Origin of the sequence: Rothia endophytica (assembly GCF_039543885.1) — a bacterium.
GTDB lineage: Bacteria > Actinomycetota > Actinomycetes > Actinomycetales > Micrococcaceae > Rothia > Rothia endophytica.
In genome coordinates this window covers 496,820-512,305 of the sequence record NZ_BAABKP010000001.1, presented here as the reverse complement: position 1 = coordinate 512,305, position 15,486 = coordinate 496,820, and the positions used below count along the sequence as shown (strand labels likewise).

The following is a 15,486-nucleotide window of genomic DNA, read 5'->3' as shown; positions in this document are numbered from 1 at the left end:
GTCTTATCTCCGTGGTGGTTAGCGGGCGGCCGGTGGGGTGTCGATCCCCACCCATTCCACGGCGCCGTCGGTCAGTTCCTGTTCTTTCCAGATGGGCACATTTGCCTTAATGCGGTCAGCGACCATCTCGCAGGCGGTGAATGCCAGTCCTCGGTGGGCGGCAGCCGCCACCACGGTGAGGGCTGATTCACCGATAGCAATGGGGCCCACGCGGTGCACAGCCCAAAGCCGCACACCTGCTAGCTGATCGGCAACACCTTGCACGGTGCGCTCCATAAAGTCTTGGGCTTGCGGGTGAGCAGAATAGCTGAGGGCAGCGACCGCTTGCCCGTGGTCGTGATTGCGCACAATACCGTCAAAGATCACCAGTGCACCCATCTGCTGGGTCATGGTCTGACGCTTGGCTGCAGCGAGTAGTGGCTCCAGGGGTTCTTCGGTGATAGCGGTGTGCACCACGGTTGAACCGTGAGGTTCAAGCGGGCTGTCCGCGTAGGGGTTGGCGTCTTTAGTGGTCATGGTAGTCCTCCATCTGGCGGCAAATATGGGTGACCAGGGGGTCTAATACGGTGCAGCCGTCCTTCACCCCACCCTTAGAGCCGGGTAGGGTCATGATGAAGCTACGCCCAATTACACCGGCAACGCCACGCGAGAGCACGGCGGTGGGAGTGTGGTTCAGCCCCTGCGCCCAGAAAGCATGCATCATGCCCGGCACTTCTTTATCCAGGTGGGCACGCACGGCCTCAACGGTCATGTCATCGGTGTTCAGCCCGGTTCCACCGCTAGTGAGAATGAAGGTAGGCAGGTTTCCTGCGGCAACCAGCCCATCAAAGTAGGGGCCAAAATCAGCGTCAGCTACCACGACCGCTTCAGGGGTCTCAAAGCCTCGGGACCGCAACCATTCAACCGCCACAGGGCCGGATTCATCGCGGTAGATTCCGCGGGCAGCTCGAGTTGAGGCAACGATGACTAAGCCGGTCAGCCCCTCGGGCAGTGTGTAATTTTTACCCATGATTAGCGCTCCACCGACCAATCGCCCGATTTTCCGCCGCTTTTTTCTAGCACTCGAAGACCTGTGATAGTGGCCTGCTTATCGACTGCCTTAATCATGTCAAAGACCGTGAGGGAGGCAGTAGATACAGCGGTGAGGGCTTCCATTTCTACACCGGTGACTCCGGTGGTCTTCACCAGCGCTTCAATACGTACCCGGTCCTCCATCCGCTGGAAGTCCACCGTAATTTTGCCCAGGGGCAGGGGGTGGCAGAGGGGGATAATTTCGGGGGTCTTTTTGGCCCCCATGATGCCGGCAACGCGGGCTACGGGCAGAGCGTCACCCTTAGGCAGGGTGGCGTCAAAGAGTTGTTCGATGACATCGGGCCTGGTGATCACATAACCTTCAGCAACAGCGGTGCGGGTGGTAATCGCCTTATCGGTGACATCCACCATGTGAGCGCTACCGTCAGTGCGGACGTGGGTAAGGTGTGCCTGAGGTTCTGGGGTAGTCATGGAGTCCTTAGAGCAGATTGAGGTGGTCAGGCGGTGAAATTTAGTATCCATGATACTTCATTAAGGCAGAGGCGTTCCCGGGTCAGAGCGGAAGGTAGAAGGCAACGTCCCCGCTACGGTAGGTGACCCCCGGGTCTAGCTGGACCAGCACCTGGGCGGTGGCTGCCCGGTGCAGCAGGTGGGAGCCAGTCAATGGATCAGGGGTCAGCAGAGTGCGCACCGTTCCGTCGCTCTCAAAGACCCGCTCAAGACGCGCTCGCCGGTACTGAGTTTTACCTTCCGGGGCTTGTAGCTCCTCCCCTTCCGCTAGTGCCAGGACGCCGTGACGGGGCTGGGGTGCTACCCTACCGGTGAGTTGGGCTAGAGCTGGGCGCACCAGCTCTACATAGGAGACAAGGGTACTGACCGGGTTGCCTGGCAATGAAATCACCGGGACCAGATGGGCACTGCCGTCCTGCTCCTGGGAAGTGGCCCGTAGCAGGGACAGCCCCTGAGGGCCACCAGGTTGCTGGGCAACGTGCCCAAACCAGGTGCGCTCTGCCTGCACCCGGGCGTCCTTAGTTTCCATCATGGCGGTGAGAGCTAGTCGTACCACCTCGTATTTGCCGTGGCTGATACCGCCGCTAGTAATCATAAAGTCAGGGCGCCAGGTGAGCACTAGCCGGGTGAGAACTCCCACCAGCTGTTCAACAGAGTCTCCGATAGCCACCCGCTGAGTTTCAGCGCCGTCAGCTCCGGCGAGTGCGCAGAGCATGGGGCCGTTGGCGTCCAGTATTTTGCCGCTTTCGGGGGCGGCTTCAGTATCCAAGGTGATTTCATCCCCACCGGTAATCAATACCACTCTGGGGCTGCTGCGCACCTTGAGGGAACCGATTCCTTGGGAGGCGAGTGCGCCAATCAGGGCCGAGGTGATTGGGCAGCCGGCTGTTGCCAGTAGCTCACCGGCTTCGATGTCCTCACCCACCCGGCGTACAAAGTCCCCAAAAGCTGCCCGCGGCAGGTCAATCTGCCCGCCCCGCTGAGCAAAGCCTGCGGCGTCCTGCTCCCCCGTCAAGACCCGGGAGCGTTCCACCGGGACCACAGCGTCATAACCGGCAGGTAGCGGCGCGCCGGTCATAATCGGGTAGGCAATATCGTCTCTGATGGGCAGGTCTCGAGCATCAGACCCTGCGGGTACGTCTGCGCCCACTATGAAGGTGCGGTCATCTCTGGCAGCGCCCAGGGCTGTGAGGGCATAACCGTCCATTTGGGAGTTATCGAAGTGCGGCACTGAGCGCAGCGCACGCAAATCTTGAGCTAGCACCCTACCGGAGGTCTCAACCAGAGGGAGCTTTTCGCTCCTGCACTGCACGGTGGCAGCTAGGGTCGCTTCAATCAGGTGGCGGTAATCAGTAGGGCTCACCGTGCTCTGGCGGGGAAAGGTGGGTAGGGGGTTCACAGGCTAGCTCCTTTCAGACGGCGCAGCCAGGTGGCAAGCGCCAGGGTGCCAAGAATAAGGATGTAGAGACTAATCAGCATCAGAGCGGAGCCAAGTGCGGCGTCCATGTGGTTAGAGCTGAGTGCCAACTCAATATTGAGCGGGATGGTGCGGGTAGCACCGGCAACATTGCCGGCAAAGGTGACGGTGGCTCCGTACTCGCCCAGCGCCCTGGCGAAGGAGAGCAAAAAAGCGGTGAGCAAACCGGGGGCGGCCAGCGGTAGCAGAACCTTGCGCGTCACCTCAGCGGGGCTGGCGCCCTCCACCAGAGCTATTTCCTCATAGCTGACCGGCAGGGCACGCAAGGTGGTGACGGCAGTTGCTACGAAGAAAGGCAGGGCAACAAAAACCTGGGCCAGGATAACCGCAAGGGGGCTGAAGGCCACCGAGATTCCCATTTCGGTCAGCCAAGAACCCAGCACCCCGCGCCGGCCCCAAAAGAAGATAAGCGCCAGACCAGAAACCACCGGGGAGAAAATCACCGGCGCATAAATCAGGCAATAAAGGGGGAAGGTGAAGGAGGCAAAGCGGCTACGCGCCAGTACCTTAGTCAGAATCAAGGCGGTGGGTGCTCCCAGGAGACCGCAGATAAGGGTTGAGACGGTGGCAGTCACAATGGATAACCGGGCTGCCTGTAGCATGGCCGGTTCAGCGAACAAAGCCGGGACGTCCGCCCAGGGTATACGGGTGAACAGACCCAGCATGGGCCCCAGCACTACAAGAAAGGCAAGGAGTGATGGGGCTAGCAGGAATCCTGGTACGGATCTAAAGGCGCTGGTTTTGCTCACGTTTCTAGCTTAGGCGGTGGTGAATCCGTAGTCGGTCATGATTACAGAAGCCTCGTCAGAGTGCGCCAACCAGTCAGCAAAGCTCTTGGCGGCATCATTGACAGAACCGCTCTTGGTTACTGCCAGGGGGTAGGCGTTGCGTTCCAAGGCGGGTAGCTCAAGCACGGTGATGTCCTGGCCTTGCATCTTGATGGAGGCGGCATCGGTGGTGTAGATGAAGCCGGCATCTGCTTCACCGGTGGCGACCTTGGTGGACACATCGGTCACGTTTGCCTCTTCGGTTACGGTTGCAGGCACAATATTTTTGCCCTTTAGCTCCTGGTGAGCAAGTTTGCCACAGGGCACCTCAGCAGCGCAGAGGGCGGTGATGACTCCCTGGCGGGTGAGATCATCCAGAGCGCTGATGTCTGCAGGGTTACCGTGAGCAGTGGCAAGGACCAGAGCGTTGGTGGCGATGACTTCGGTGCTGACCCCCTTCAGTTCCTCGGTCTTCTCGATGGCGCCGCTCATGGTGGGAGCATCAGCGGTAATCAGCATATCGGGGGTGGCACCTTCTTGAATCTGCTGTACCAGCTTGGAGGAACCGGCAAAGTTAAAGATGATATCAACCCCGGGGTTGGCGTTCTCATAGGTGGCTTCAAGATCGGCACCGGCGTTGTTGAGGGAGGCCGCGGCAAAAACCTCTACCGTCGCGCTCTGCTGTGCGCCGGCACCCTGATCCGCTGAGCTGTTGCAGGCTGAAAGTCCCAGTACGGTGACGGCGACAGCGCCGGCGAGCAGACGCGAATTTTTGAGCAGGGCGGAGGTTTCGATGGTTCTATCCTTGAAAGGTTATCTTGCGCCGGAACTGGGCATCCGCGGTAGGGTGGTATGAAGTGGTGTTGCGGCACTAGTTTAGCTAGGCTTTATTTTACATTCTCAATACCAGATTTATGAAAGCGCAGGTATGGCACACTTATCCAATGCTTCTACCGGGTCTGTCCCCCTGGGGGCCAGCATCCCGGTTGTTAGGCGGGGATCCTCTACTCCGGGCGCGCCCACCCGCGGAGGGTTAGCTGACCGCTGGGGCAGAGTTGCTAGTGACCTACGTATCTCACTGTTAGATAAGTGCAATCTGCGCTGTCAATACTGCATGCCCGCAGAGGGTCTAGACTGGTTGCCTCGTGCCAGCCTCATGAGTGCCGAGGAAATCTTCCGTATTGCTGATGTTGGCGTTCGGCTACTTGGCGTTGAAGAGGTACGTTTTACCGGTGGTGAGCCGCTGGTACGTGCAGATCTGGTCGATATTATTTCGCGGATCCACCGTGCCCACCCCAACCTGCCGATTTCTATGACAACCAACGGTATTGGGTTGGAAAAGAAGGTGGGTGCCCTTAAAGAAGCCGGCCTTTCCCGTATCAACGTTTCTCTCGATACCATTTGCCCTCAGACCTTTGCCGAGCTGACCCGCAGGGACAAACTGGCGGAGGTACTGACGGGTGTGGATGCCGCAGCGGCAGCAGGCGTGCACCCCATTAAAATTAACGCTGTACTCATGCCCGGTATCAATGACAGCCAAGGTGGGGAGCTTCTAGCATGGGCTCTTGCCGGTAACTACCAGTTGCGCTTCATTGAGCAGATGCCTCTGGATGCTGACCACCGGTGGACCCGCGAGGGCACGATTACTGCCGGTGAGATTCGTGAGAAGTTGCTGGCTGACGTTGATTTGGCACCCTTTGAGAAGCCGCGGGGTTCGTCTCCAGCCCAGTTATGGAATGTGTACCCCAAGGGCACCTTTACCGATACCCAGGCCGCGCTTGAAGGCAGCGAGACAACAGATGCACCGGCACTAGGCCAGGTGGGGATTATCGCCTCGGTGACCGAGCCTTTCTGCGCCGCTTGCACCCGCACTCGCATTACCGCAGACGGTAAGATTCGATCCTGCCTCTTCTCGCTGACAGAAACCGATTTTCTGTCAGCGCTCAGAGCCGGCATCACCGATGAGGAGTTTGCACAGATCTGGCGCGATGCCATGTGGGGCAAGCCCAAGGCTCACGGCAAGGACTCAGCCGGTTTTGAGTCAGCAGATTTTCAGCAACCCGCTCGCAGTATGAGCGCTATCGGAGGCTAAAATGCAGATTCATTTTTTTGCAGCGGCACGCGCTGCTGCCGGTGCGGCAGAAACCCAGTGCCAGATTTCTCAGTTACCTGAACCCACGCTGGCAGCCCTGCTCGATCACCTGAGACAAACATTGACCGGCACCACCCCCTCAGGCCAGAGTCTGGCAGATATTCTGCCCCAGTGCTCTTTCTTGCTCGACGGGCAGGCTTCCCCGGCAGATGCATCGCTGGAGGACGTCCAGCGTCTTGACGTTCTGCCTCCCTTTGCCGGCGGGTAAACGTGCTCGTTTTTAACGCTCTGATTGTTGCAGGTGGGCGATCCTCCCGCTTGGGCGGTGTACCCAAAGCCCTGCTCTCCAACGGGCAACAGACCTTGCTGGCGTCCACTCTGGACGCTGCCGGTACGGCTGCTGCCCGTGTGGTCGTTGGCCCCTCAGACTTACCCCTGCCCTCAGGTGTGTTACTGACCCGCGAAGAGCCGGTCTTCTCTGGCCCCGCTGCCGCTATTAGCGCGGGTTTAGACGCCCTGGCACAGCATCGCGCACCCTGGACGCTCTTACTGTCGGTGGATGTTCCCGGGGTCGCAGGTGCCGTTGAACAACTGACTGAGGCGGCGACCTCAGCTACCCCCGAGACCCTGGGGTTCTGGGGGGTTGCCGATGGAACCTTCCAGCCCCTGCTGGGTATCTACCGCACCGACCAGCTGGCGCAGGCTTTTGCCGGTGATACCGCCAACGCATCAGTGCGCCGCTTTCTAGCACCCCTGTCCCCCCAGCCGGTGCAGCTCACCTCAGAGCTAACTGCCGATGTGGACACTTGGCAACAGGCCCAGGCCAGTGGCTACACCCGCGATACGTCCACCGCACCGTCCGCCTAACTTCTCCCACTCTCAAGGAACCCTATGCAGCATGTTTCCTGGTTCGATGCCCGCACCCTTTTGCACGCTGAAGGCAGCCTGCATGCAGCTGCCACAGAGCGGGTAGCGCTGCCTTCAGCCATCGGCAGGGTTCTAGCGGAGCCCCTGAAGAGTCCGCTACCGGTGCCCCACTATGATTCCTCTGCTATGGACGGCTATGCTCTGGCCGGCCGGGGCCCCTGGCAACTGCTTGCAAGCCAAGAATCCCAACCCGGCGAGAACGTCCACCGTAAAACCGTGCCACTTGAGGCAGGGCAGGCCACCCCTATTCTGACCGGTGGGCTCCTGCCACCCGGTGCGGACGCCGTGCTCAGGCTAGAACATGCCCGGCTGTCCAATGACGGCGACCTGGCTATGATTGAAGCCCTCCCCCACTTCTTTGAAAGATCCCCTCACCTGCAACCAGCAGTTGGCGACGATATTCGCCGCGCCGGTGAAGAACTAGCAGCCGGAGCCACGGTGCTAGCAGCCGGTATCCGCCTGGGTGCCCGCCATATCGGTTCACTGGCAACTCTGGGTTTCGATAGCCTGCCGGTCTATACCCAACCCACCGTGGCGCTGGCTTACACCGGCAACGAAATCATCACCGGTGGTCTGCCAGGCCCGGGCGAAGTACGCGACGCCTTCTCGCCCCAGTTCCCATTCATCATTGAATCTTTCGGGGCCAGAGTAACGTCTACGGTTCGTCTGCAGGACAGCGCCCCAAACTTCCACCACTGGCTGGACCACACAGCCGCCGATATCCTCATGCTCACCGGCGGTTCCAGCACCTCAGACGTAGACTGGGTACGCCGCGTCCTAACAGAACTAGGTGCTACCTACATCTTCGAATCAGTCGCTATCCGCCCCGGCCACCCGGCGCTCGCCGCCCTCCTACCGGACGGACGCCTGGTGTTAGGCTTGCCTGGGAACCCCCTAGCAGCCCACGTCGCCCTTTACTCTTACCTGCCCGCCGTCCTTGCCGGTATCTTCGGTCAACCACTAGCGCAGTTACCCACCGGAACCCTCACCGCAGCGGTCCCCGGTTACAGCACAAAAGATCTGCGTCTGATACCCGTGACCATCGAGGTAACACCGGGGGGCGTCCATCTCACCCCACAAGATAAAACCCGCTCCCACATGCTGACCGGCTTCGCTTCAGCTGATGCGCTGGCACTGCTTCCTCCTGAAGGCGCAGAGGCAGAAAAAAACTGCCAATTTTTGGGACTACCCGTCTAAGCAGACGAAGGTGCCGCCATACCCCCGTACGCTCTCGGCACGCCCCTATACTGAAGAAGTACATTTTTTATCTATCAGCCAAGGGACACATGTCTCAGCCCAAACTCAGTGATGTTGCTGCACTTGCGGGGGTTTCTCCCACCACGGTGTCCCGTGTGCTCAATAACCGCGGCTACCTCTCAGAAAAAACCCGTTCCAACGTCTTCGAAGCAATGAAAACCCTGGGCTACCGGCCGAACGCGATCGCCCGTTCTTTGCAAGGCCGCAAGAGCCAGCTCATCGGTTTGGTTTTTCCTTCGGTTGCCCACCCCTTCTACGGTGAAATGGCCTACCGTCTGGAGTCCCACCTCGCGGATGCCGGCTACAAAACCATCCTTTGTAACAGTGGGGACCGACCAGAAGCTGAACAGCGCTACCTTGACATGCTACTAGCCAACCAGGTGGACGGCGTCATCACCGGCGCTCATTCCCAGCTGGTGGCCCAGTTCCCGCTCATGGGTGCACCCCTGGTCACCATCGATCGTGCTGAAACGGGCAAGGCTCCTAACGTGCGCTGCGATAACTACGACGGCGGTTACCGGGCTACTTCTCTACTGCTAGAACGCGGTGCGAAAGAGCCGGTACACATCACTTCAACTGCGTCTGAGGTTAACCTGCGACTGCGAGGCTACCGTGATGCCCTGGCTGAACACGGCATTACAGGCCGCACTCTCGAACTGGGGTTTGATACTCCCCACGCCCACAAAATGGAAATGATTGCCAGCTATCTCGACCAATACCCCACCCTCGATGCGGTCTTTGCGTCTAACGATATATACGCGGCAATGGTACTCAGCTGTGCCCAGAGGTTGCGCCTAGAAGTTCCCACGGACCTACAGGTGATTGGTTTTGACGGGGCTCCTTATACCCGCGCTATGCTCCCCCATCTAGCCACCGTGATGCAACCTATCGATGAGATTGCCCAGCGCGCAGTTGCGCGCCTACTCCACGCTATTGCAGGGCAGGAGGATGATCTGGACGGGGCTGACGTCCTACCGGTCAGCGTATACGAGGGGAGCACACTGCGCCAGAAGCAGCCCGACCGGGTCTCTTTAGACTAGCTTTCTAGCGCCCTGCAGGGTTATTTTTGGAGACCTGGGTGACCGGCGCCGGGTGCAACATCCCCAGAACCGGCTTACCACTCTTGAAGCGGAAGAGCTCCACAAAACCGTGCTGGGCGTAAAGTTTGGCGCTGCGATAAGTAGATGCTTCTAGGTAGGCAGGTAGCTCACCCAGCTGAAAGCGGCGGAAATCGAGCAAATGAGAACCGATGGAGTGCCCACGAGCGTCCTCATGCACACCGATGGTGTAAAGGAGCCAGTGAGGGAACTTGGGCCGCGCGGCGAGAAGTTTTAAATCGACAATAGCGGCTCGGAGTAGGCCCGCCCCTAGGACCTTTGCATATTCGGGCAGTGCCCTGATTTCATCAATCAAGCCGCCTTTCTGCCCCTCCGGGGAGATCCAGAGAGCTGCGCCCAAGATCTTACCCTCCTCGGTCACTGCCACATCAATGGTGCCCTTAGGGCCATAGGTGTGACGGATTTGGAAGCCGAAGAGGTCCCGCACCTTCTGGCTTTTGCCGTCACCTCCCATAACGTTGTTCATCACCGGGTCATGCTCAAAAGCACTCGTGAGAGCGTCGATGACGCCGGGCCAGTCAGCTTCGGTTGCCTGACGGACGGTAAAGGTGTAGCGGTTTTCTTCTGCCATAGTTCTTTCCTCTGGTTCTCAAGGTGCACGAAATCCTGTGAATATTTCTAATTATCCACAGAGGGACCGTGCTAGCGGTATGACGCGCAAAAAAACTGGGCCCGGCTGTAGTACAGCCGGGCCCAGTTCTTTACCGGTAAATAAGTAATTCTGGCGGTGGAATCTACGAGGCAGGAACCTGCTCAGGGGCAGTTACTGCGACCAGAATGTCATCTAATACAACAGTGCTACTGGGAGCAACCGCCAGTTCCACTGAACCAATAGACTTCTTGGCATTGGTGATGACTAAAGGAGTCGTCAGGGGGTAACCCGCAGCGGCGATGGCGTCCATGTCGAACTCCACCAGCACGTCCCCGCGCTTGACCTCAGCACCCTTTTCTACCTTGGGGGTAAAGAACTTGCCGTCGAGCTCCACGGTATCAAAGCCGATATGCATGAGCAGTTCAACGCCCTGTTCAGTGCGCATACCGATAGCGTGACCGGTGGGGAAAGCTACAGTAACTTTGCCGTCTGCAGGCGCGTAGAGCTTGCCTTCAGTGGGCTCAACAGCAACGCCGGGCCCCAGCGCGCCAGAGGCAAAGGTCTGGTCAGAGACAGAGGCCAGGGGCAGGGCAGATCCCTTCATATGGGAGGTCAGCTCGTAACCGGGGGTGCTACTCGCAAGCACAGGAGCGGCGGTGGTATCAACGGTAGCCTTAGCAGCTACCCGCTTGCCGTAGATGAAGGTGGCAGCGGTTGCCAGAATGGTTGAAACTGCTACGGCCAGGAAGAAGCCAGGCCAGCCGGCACCATACTGAGTACCGATGGAAACAAAGCCGATCCAACCAGCAGCGCCGGGAGCTACCGCTTTAACGCCCAGCAAGGCGATGATAGTTGAGCCAATTGCAGAAGAAACCATCGCGATGTAGAAGGGCCAGCGCAGACGCAGGTTAATGCCGAAGATAGCAGGTTCGGTAATACCCAAGAATGCTGAAGGCGCTGAGGCGCCTGCGATACCTTTGAGCTTTTCATCGCGAGTTGAAAGGTAAACACCCAGTGCTGCACCGCCCTGGGCTACGTTGGCAACTGCAGCAGTCGCGAAGATAAAGGAGCCGCCGTTATCGAAGAGCATGAGCTCGATGGGCGGGAAGGACTGGTGCAGGCCGGTAATCACGATAGGTGAGTAAATAAGACCAAAGAGGAAACCGCCAACAGGGCCAGCGGTAGTGTACAGCCAGTTGATGCCGTCACCCAGCATAGTACCGGCTTTGAACATCACGGGACCAACAGCTAGGAAGGTAATAAAGCCGGTGATGAGCAAGGTGAGAGTGGGGGTAAAGATAAAGTCGATGACGCCCTTGAGAATCTTGTGGAAGAACTTCTCGACGTTAGCAAGAATGTACGCTACGAAAAGAATAGGAAGAACGGTGCCCTGGTAGCCTGCTTGTTGCACCTGGAGGCCGAAAACATCCCAGTAGGTCATGGTGCCATTTTCGAGGGCAGCGGCCACGTTGTAACCGTTGACCAGGGATGGGAAGACCATGGCTGCTCCCATGGTGAGGCCCAGGTAGGGGTTACCGCCAAAGACCTTGGTAGCCGAGTAGCCTACCAGCACAGGCAGGAAGGCGAAAGCCGCCGCCGAAAGTAGGTTAACGATTTCTGCGAAGCCAGCCCAAGAGGGGAACTGTTCAACCAGAGGAGCTGCGCCTTCACCCCAGAAGAGATCCTTTGAGGTTAACACGTTGTTCAGCGCCATGAGCATACCCGCGCCTACCAGCACGGGGATGATGGGCAAGAAGATATCGGAGACGGTTTTGAGGAAACGGGTGCCCAGGTTACCCTTAGACGCCGCCACGCTCTTAAGCTCATCCTTGGATGCCTGCTTCATCCCCTTGTTTACAAGGTGCTTATAGACCTCATTGACGTCGCCGGGGCCCACAATGATTTGGAACTGCCCAGCGTTTTGGAAGGTGCCCTTAATATCGTCATCGTTATCCAACGCGGTTTGATTGATTGCTTTAGGGTCTTTGAGCACGAGGCGCAGGCGGGTGGCGCAGTGGGCGCCTGCCTGGATGTTATGAACGCCGCCGACGTTGGCCAGCACGCGTTCAGCCACGGATTGATGATCCATGCCGTCTCCTTGGTGTATGAGCCACCGAGGTCAACCTGGTGGCAGGTGTGGTGATGTGAGCCAGATAATATGCCAATCGTTTGACATACTAGCATCTTTAGCGCGGTTCAGGCAGTGTTATGACAGAAACGAAAAAGCGCCGCTCCCTTCTATTTCAGAGAAGGGGGCGGCGCTTATGTGCAGGTTATATATCCCTATAACTAGTGATGGGGTTATCCCTTAGGTTCTACGGCGAGGAAAGCATCGCCTGCGGCTACCTGGCTGCCCACGTTGAGCGCCCGCACCGATGAGATGGCGGCCTTAGCGTTGGTAATAACCAGCGGGGTGGTAACAGGGTATCCCGCTGTCTTGACCTCTTCTAAGTCAAACTCCACCAGCACGTCTCCACGCTTGACGGTGGCTCCCTTTTCAACCTTAGCGTTGAAGAACTTACCATCGAGCTCAACGGTGTCAAAGCCTACGTGAATCAAGATTTCTAGACCGTCAGTGGTACGGATGCCGAAGGCGTGACCGGTGGGGAAAGCGACCGTTACAATGCCATCGGCAGGTGCTACTACGGTGCCGCTGACCGGTTCGATTGCCGCACCGGGGCCCAAGGCACCGGAAGCAAACATCTGGTCAGATACGCCCGACAGCTCTACCACGGTGCCTCCCAGGGGAGCACTGAGATCATTAGGAGCTACGGTCTGCACCGCAGGGGTTTCAGCCGGTAGTACTGGCGCAGGCTCTGCCTGCTCGTTACCGCCAAAGAGTTTTTTGAAAAAGCCTGCCACGGTGCACCTCATTTTCTATGGTTTGTGAGCTACCGCCTATGCGGTATCTTCTATCACACTATCATTACTGATAAAAGGATTGCAGTTTTTTACCCGGCAACACTTGCCATAAAGTAACAAAAGTTTCGCCTGGCATCCACGAGGGGTCTACTCCGCGCGTCGAGCGAATTCTAACGAGAGCACCGCCCCCTGCACCCGGACGGTTCGCTTGCTACCGGTGAAATAAACCCGGGATGCAAAGGCAGTGGTCCCTCCGTCAACAAAAAACTCAGTAGCTGAGGCGTCAATGAGTAAATCGAAGGTACGTTCTGCGGCTTCTCCCAAGGTTCGGCGGCGGTCAGTGCCCCCCACCGTGTAGCGGGAACCTGCCCGGGAAAGGGCGGCACCGGTAGCATCTAGGGTGATGTCTAGAGCCTGCCCGGCGGCGTCTTCCACCGTGATATGGGCAGGGGTCTCTGCAACCCTCACGGTACCCCGCAGCCTAAAGACGCGAGCGTCCTTAGCTTCAACAACTTCTCCGCCGGACGCCGGAGTCACAGGCGTTGGATCCAGTATGCTATCAAGCTGGCGCACAGGGTTTTGCAGTAGCTGCCCACCGCGCAGGGTCAGGGTGCGGGGGTAGGTCTGCATGTGTACCCAGTGGTTTTCCCAGGAGGGCTGATCATCCTGGTCAGCATTGCCCAGCCAGCCCTGCAAAACTGCGTGAGAACCGTCTGCCCCTACCCCGTGGAAGCACTGGGGGGCATAAAATTCGGTGCCAGAATCCAGCTCGGTGAAGGGAGTCTCAACCGTGAAGAGCAGAGTGTCAAAGTTGAGGGTGCCCACCAGGTAGCCGGTCTGGAAGATGTTATTGTATTTCTCCCCGTCTGCTTCCATGCCCTGAGGGCTGAAGATAAGAACGTCCTTGAGCTGACCGTCGGTGTCACGCAGCTGAATCAGCCCCGGACACTCGTACATGTAGCCCATATCCGCCAGGACGGGGTCGGTAAAGGAAATTTCGCCGGCGAAGACCCAGGTGCGGCGGTCGGTGGAGCGGTAAAGCACTACGGCACCGGTTTCGTCCTCCCGCTGAGCACCGATAACGGCGTAGAAGTGTCCATCGCGTTCAAAGACGTGGGGGTCACGGTAATGAGCGGTGTAGCCAGCCTCTGGGCCATCAATCAGCACCTGTTGCTTGGTGAAGGTGGCGCCATCATCCTCTGAGGTAAATAACACCTGGTAGGCTTCGCGGTTACCCTGCTCATCTTTGACGTTGCCGGTGTAGAAGAATTCGAGGGTTCCGCCCTCGCCCACAAAACCAGAACCGGAATAGCAGCCGTTCTTGTCGAACCAGTCCGTGGGGGCGATGGTGGTGCCACGATCTTCCCAGTGAGTGAGGTCGGTACTGGTGGCCTGACGCCAGAAGACGGCGCGGGTGGGGTGTACCGGTGAGTACTGGTAGAAGGCGTAGTAGACCCCGTCTTTATAGATCAGCCCGTTGGGGTCGTTAAGGCGGCCTACCGGGGGTGCCAGGTGCAGGGCCGGGTAGTCGGGGTCGGTGCGGACCTGCTCATGGTAGGTGGCATAGGCTTGCTCGGCAGCGGCGAGTAGTTCGGCGGCGTCCGGACGTCCGGGCTTAGTCACGCGGGGCTCCTTGGGTGGGGTGCGGTGGCGGGCTCTGTCAATCGTTTGTCATATCCAGCTTACCTCCTGCCCTCCTTCTAGGTCCGGGGTTGCGGCTTGCAGTGCAGACCGGCAAATATCCCAGATTATGTTATGTGCTAGCCCACGCCCCTACCTACAAAGGTCCACGAGGGCGCTCACTGCCAGGTGGTCAGATTCACCCACCTGCTGGTAGGTGGTTTCTTTCCCGCCTGCAGGTGCTCCCTGCATCACCATGACGTGATCAATAGGGGCTCTCATTCCCAGTACCCCGCCCACCGGCCAGGTGCCCTCTACCTGGTCAGTGGCCAAGGCGGCGTCCACCCCCAGCAGTGAGCGTGCTCCCGAGTAGCTGGCCAAGCTGCCGTGCAACAGTGTGGCGTTGAAGTCGCCGGCTATCAGGTCGAGGCTCGCTTCTTCGCGGGCCAGCCGGTCAATCGTAGCGAGATCTTCACGCCACTGCTGCATGTAGGCAGGGACGGGCGGGGCGGTGTGCACCGCCAGCAGTGAGGGGTGGCCGGTATCTTCGTTTTCGGGAGCCAGCATCAGGGCTCCGAAGGTCATGGGCATCTCCTGAGCGGTGTAGGTACCCAGCCTGTCGCTGACCAGGGTCAGGGTGGGAGCAATGTGGATCTTCTCACTGGTGGATGCGAACACCTGGTAGCCCGGTACCCCACCGGCTAGAGCGGGCGTGTCGGGTGAGACTTCGGGGAGCACCAGAAAATCCGGTTGATCGGCCAGTAGCCGGGCCAGGCTCTGGTCGGTGAGGGTGTCGAGGGCGTTATAGGTGGTGACCCGGTAGGTCTGCACATTGACGCAGCCGATGGCGGGCACCCCGCCTGCCCCATATCGCACAGCTCCGTAGGGGTCAATCACCGCCAGCAGGGTAGAAGCGGCACAGGCTAGTGCCGTCAGCCCGGCGAGGCAGCGGGTGATTGTGCTGGTTCTAGAGCGCAGGGCGACCAGCAGGGCCGTTATCAGGACGCCCGCCCCGGCTACTGCAAGCAGGGCGGGGAAGGCAACGGCCTGGGCTATGACCAGGCGGGTGGTCAGCCAGGCTGTGGCCGGGTGACCCGCCCATAGGAGGATAGCTAGCCAGGTCAGAAAACCTGCCAACAGCAGGCACCAGAGCACACGAATCAGAGTCTTACCCATGACCCCAGCCTAGCTAAAACCAGCAGGCAGGGGAAGAAACGGGTAGCGGCGTCCGT

At 58.9% G+C, this 15,486-nt stretch carries 16 protein-coding genes; 5 read left to right on the top strand and 11 right to left on the bottom strand.

Annotated elements, in window-relative coordinates:
* Positions 1-18: 18 nt before the first annotated feature.
* The 6 genes from ABD982_RS02340 to modA form a co-directional block, all read right to left on the bottom strand.
* Positions 19-516: a molybdenum cofactor biosynthesis protein MoaE gene (locus ABD982_RS02340; protein ID WP_251379255.1), complete on the bottom strand. Its 498-nt coding sequence runs from the start codon at positions 514-516 to the stop codon at positions 19-21.
* Positions 506-1,009 (bottom strand): MogA/MoaB family molybdenum cofactor biosynthesis protein, encoded by a 504-nt coding sequence (locus ABD982_RS02335; protein WP_345444252.1) that lies wholly within the window; start codon positions 1,007-1,009, stop codon positions 506-508. The genes ABD982_RS02340 and ABD982_RS02335 overlap by 11 nt, the downstream gene beginning before the upstream one ends.
* 2 nt (positions 1,010-1,011) lie before the next feature.
* A complete protein-coding gene (gene moaC / locus ABD982_RS02330; RefSeq protein ID WP_251379692.1) occupies positions 1,012-1,503 on the bottom strand; it encodes a cyclic pyranopterin monophosphate synthase MoaC in 492 nt (163 codons plus the stop codon).
* 82 nt (positions 1,504-1,585) lie between these two features.
* A complete protein-coding gene (locus tag ABD982_RS02325) occupies positions 1,586-2,941 on the bottom strand; it encodes a molybdopterin molybdotransferase MoeA (protein WP_345444248.1) in 1,356 nt (451 codons plus the stop codon).
* Complete coding sequence (locus tag ABD982_RS02320; RefSeq protein WP_345444244.1) at positions 2,938-3,768, bottom strand: ABC transporter permease; 831 nt, start codon at positions 3,766-3,768, stop codon at positions 2,938-2,940. The genes ABD982_RS02325 and ABD982_RS02320 overlap by 4 nt, the downstream gene beginning before the upstream one ends.
* Positions 3,769-3,777: 9 nt before the next feature.
* Positions 3,778-4,518 (bottom strand): molybdate ABC transporter substrate-binding protein, encoded by a 741-nt coding sequence (modA, locus tag ABD982_RS02315; protein ID WP_251379693.1) that lies wholly within the window; start codon positions 4,516-4,518, stop codon positions 3,778-3,780.
* A gap of 196 nt (positions 4,519-4,714) precedes the next feature.
* Between modA and moaA the strand changes: the two genes are divergently transcribed.
* The 5 genes from moaA (at position 4,715) to ABD982_RS02290 (ending at position 9,102) form a co-directional block, all read left to right on the top strand.
* Positions 4,715-5,878: a GTP 3',8-cyclase MoaA gene (gene moaA / locus ABD982_RS02310; RefSeq protein WP_345444241.1), complete on the top strand. Its 1,164-nt coding sequence runs from the start codon at positions 4,715-4,717 to the stop codon at positions 5,876-5,878.
* Position 5,879: 1 nt separating this feature from the next.
* Complete coding sequence (locus ABD982_RS02305; protein ID WP_251379260.1) at positions 5,880-6,146, top strand: MoaD/ThiS family protein; 267 nt, start codon at positions 5,880-5,882, stop codon at positions 6,144-6,146.
* Positions 6,147-6,148: 2 nt separating this feature from the next.
* Positions 6,149-6,745, top strand: a complete 597-nt coding sequence (mobA, locus tag ABD982_RS02300; protein WP_345444236.1) for a molybdenum cofactor guanylyltransferase — start codon at positions 6,149-6,151, stop codon at positions 6,743-6,745.
* Positions 6,746-6,769: 24 nt separating this feature from the next.
* Entirely contained in the window at positions 6,770-8,002 is a 1,233-nt protein-coding gene (locus tag ABD982_RS02295) for a molybdopterin molybdotransferase MoeA (RefSeq protein ID WP_345444234.1), read from the top strand.
* Between the two features lie 89 nt (positions 8,003-8,091).
* Entirely contained in the window at positions 8,092-9,102 is a 1,011-nt protein-coding gene (locus ABD982_RS02290; RefSeq protein WP_345444231.1) for a LacI family DNA-binding transcriptional regulator, read from the top strand.
* Positions 9,103-9,106: 4 nt separating this feature from the next.
* Here ABD982_RS02290 and ABD982_RS02285 read toward each other — a convergent pair whose 3' ends face one another.
* The 5 genes from ABD982_RS02285 to ABD982_RS02265 all read right to left on the bottom strand — a co-directional run bounded on the left by ABD982_RS02285 (position 9,107) and on the right by ABD982_RS02265 (position 15,430).
* Positions 9,107-9,751 carry a GNAT family N-acetyltransferase gene (locus ABD982_RS02285; RefSeq protein ID WP_345444228.1) on the bottom strand — a complete coding sequence of 215 codons (645 nt, stop codon included), beginning with the start codon at positions 9,749-9,751 and terminating at the stop codon, positions 9,107-9,109.
* Between the two features lie 163 nt (positions 9,752-9,914).
* On the bottom strand, positions 9,915-11,861 hold the full coding sequence (locus ABD982_RS02280; protein ID WP_345444225.1) for a sucrose-specific PTS transporter subunit IIBC: 1,947 nt from the start codon (positions 11,859-11,861) through the stop codon (positions 9,915-9,917).
* Between the two features lie 212 nt (positions 11,862-12,073).
* A complete protein-coding gene (locus tag ABD982_RS02275) occupies positions 12,074-12,634 on the bottom strand; it encodes a PTS sugar transporter subunit IIA (protein WP_345444223.1) in 561 nt (186 codons plus the stop codon).
* Positions 12,635-12,781: 147 nt separating this feature from the next.
* The gene (locus tag ABD982_RS02270) at positions 12,782-14,257 is read right to left on the bottom strand and encodes a glycoside hydrolase family 32 protein (protein WP_345444221.1); all 1,476 of its coding nucleotides are present in this window, start codon (positions 14,255-14,257) and stop codon (positions 12,782-12,784) included.
* A gap of 150 nt (positions 14,258-14,407) precedes the next feature.
* Entirely contained in the window at positions 14,408-15,430 is a 1,023-nt protein-coding gene (locus tag ABD982_RS02265; RefSeq protein ID WP_345444218.1) for an endonuclease/exonuclease/phosphatase family protein, read from the bottom strand.
* Positions 15,431-15,486: the final 56 nt, after the last annotated feature.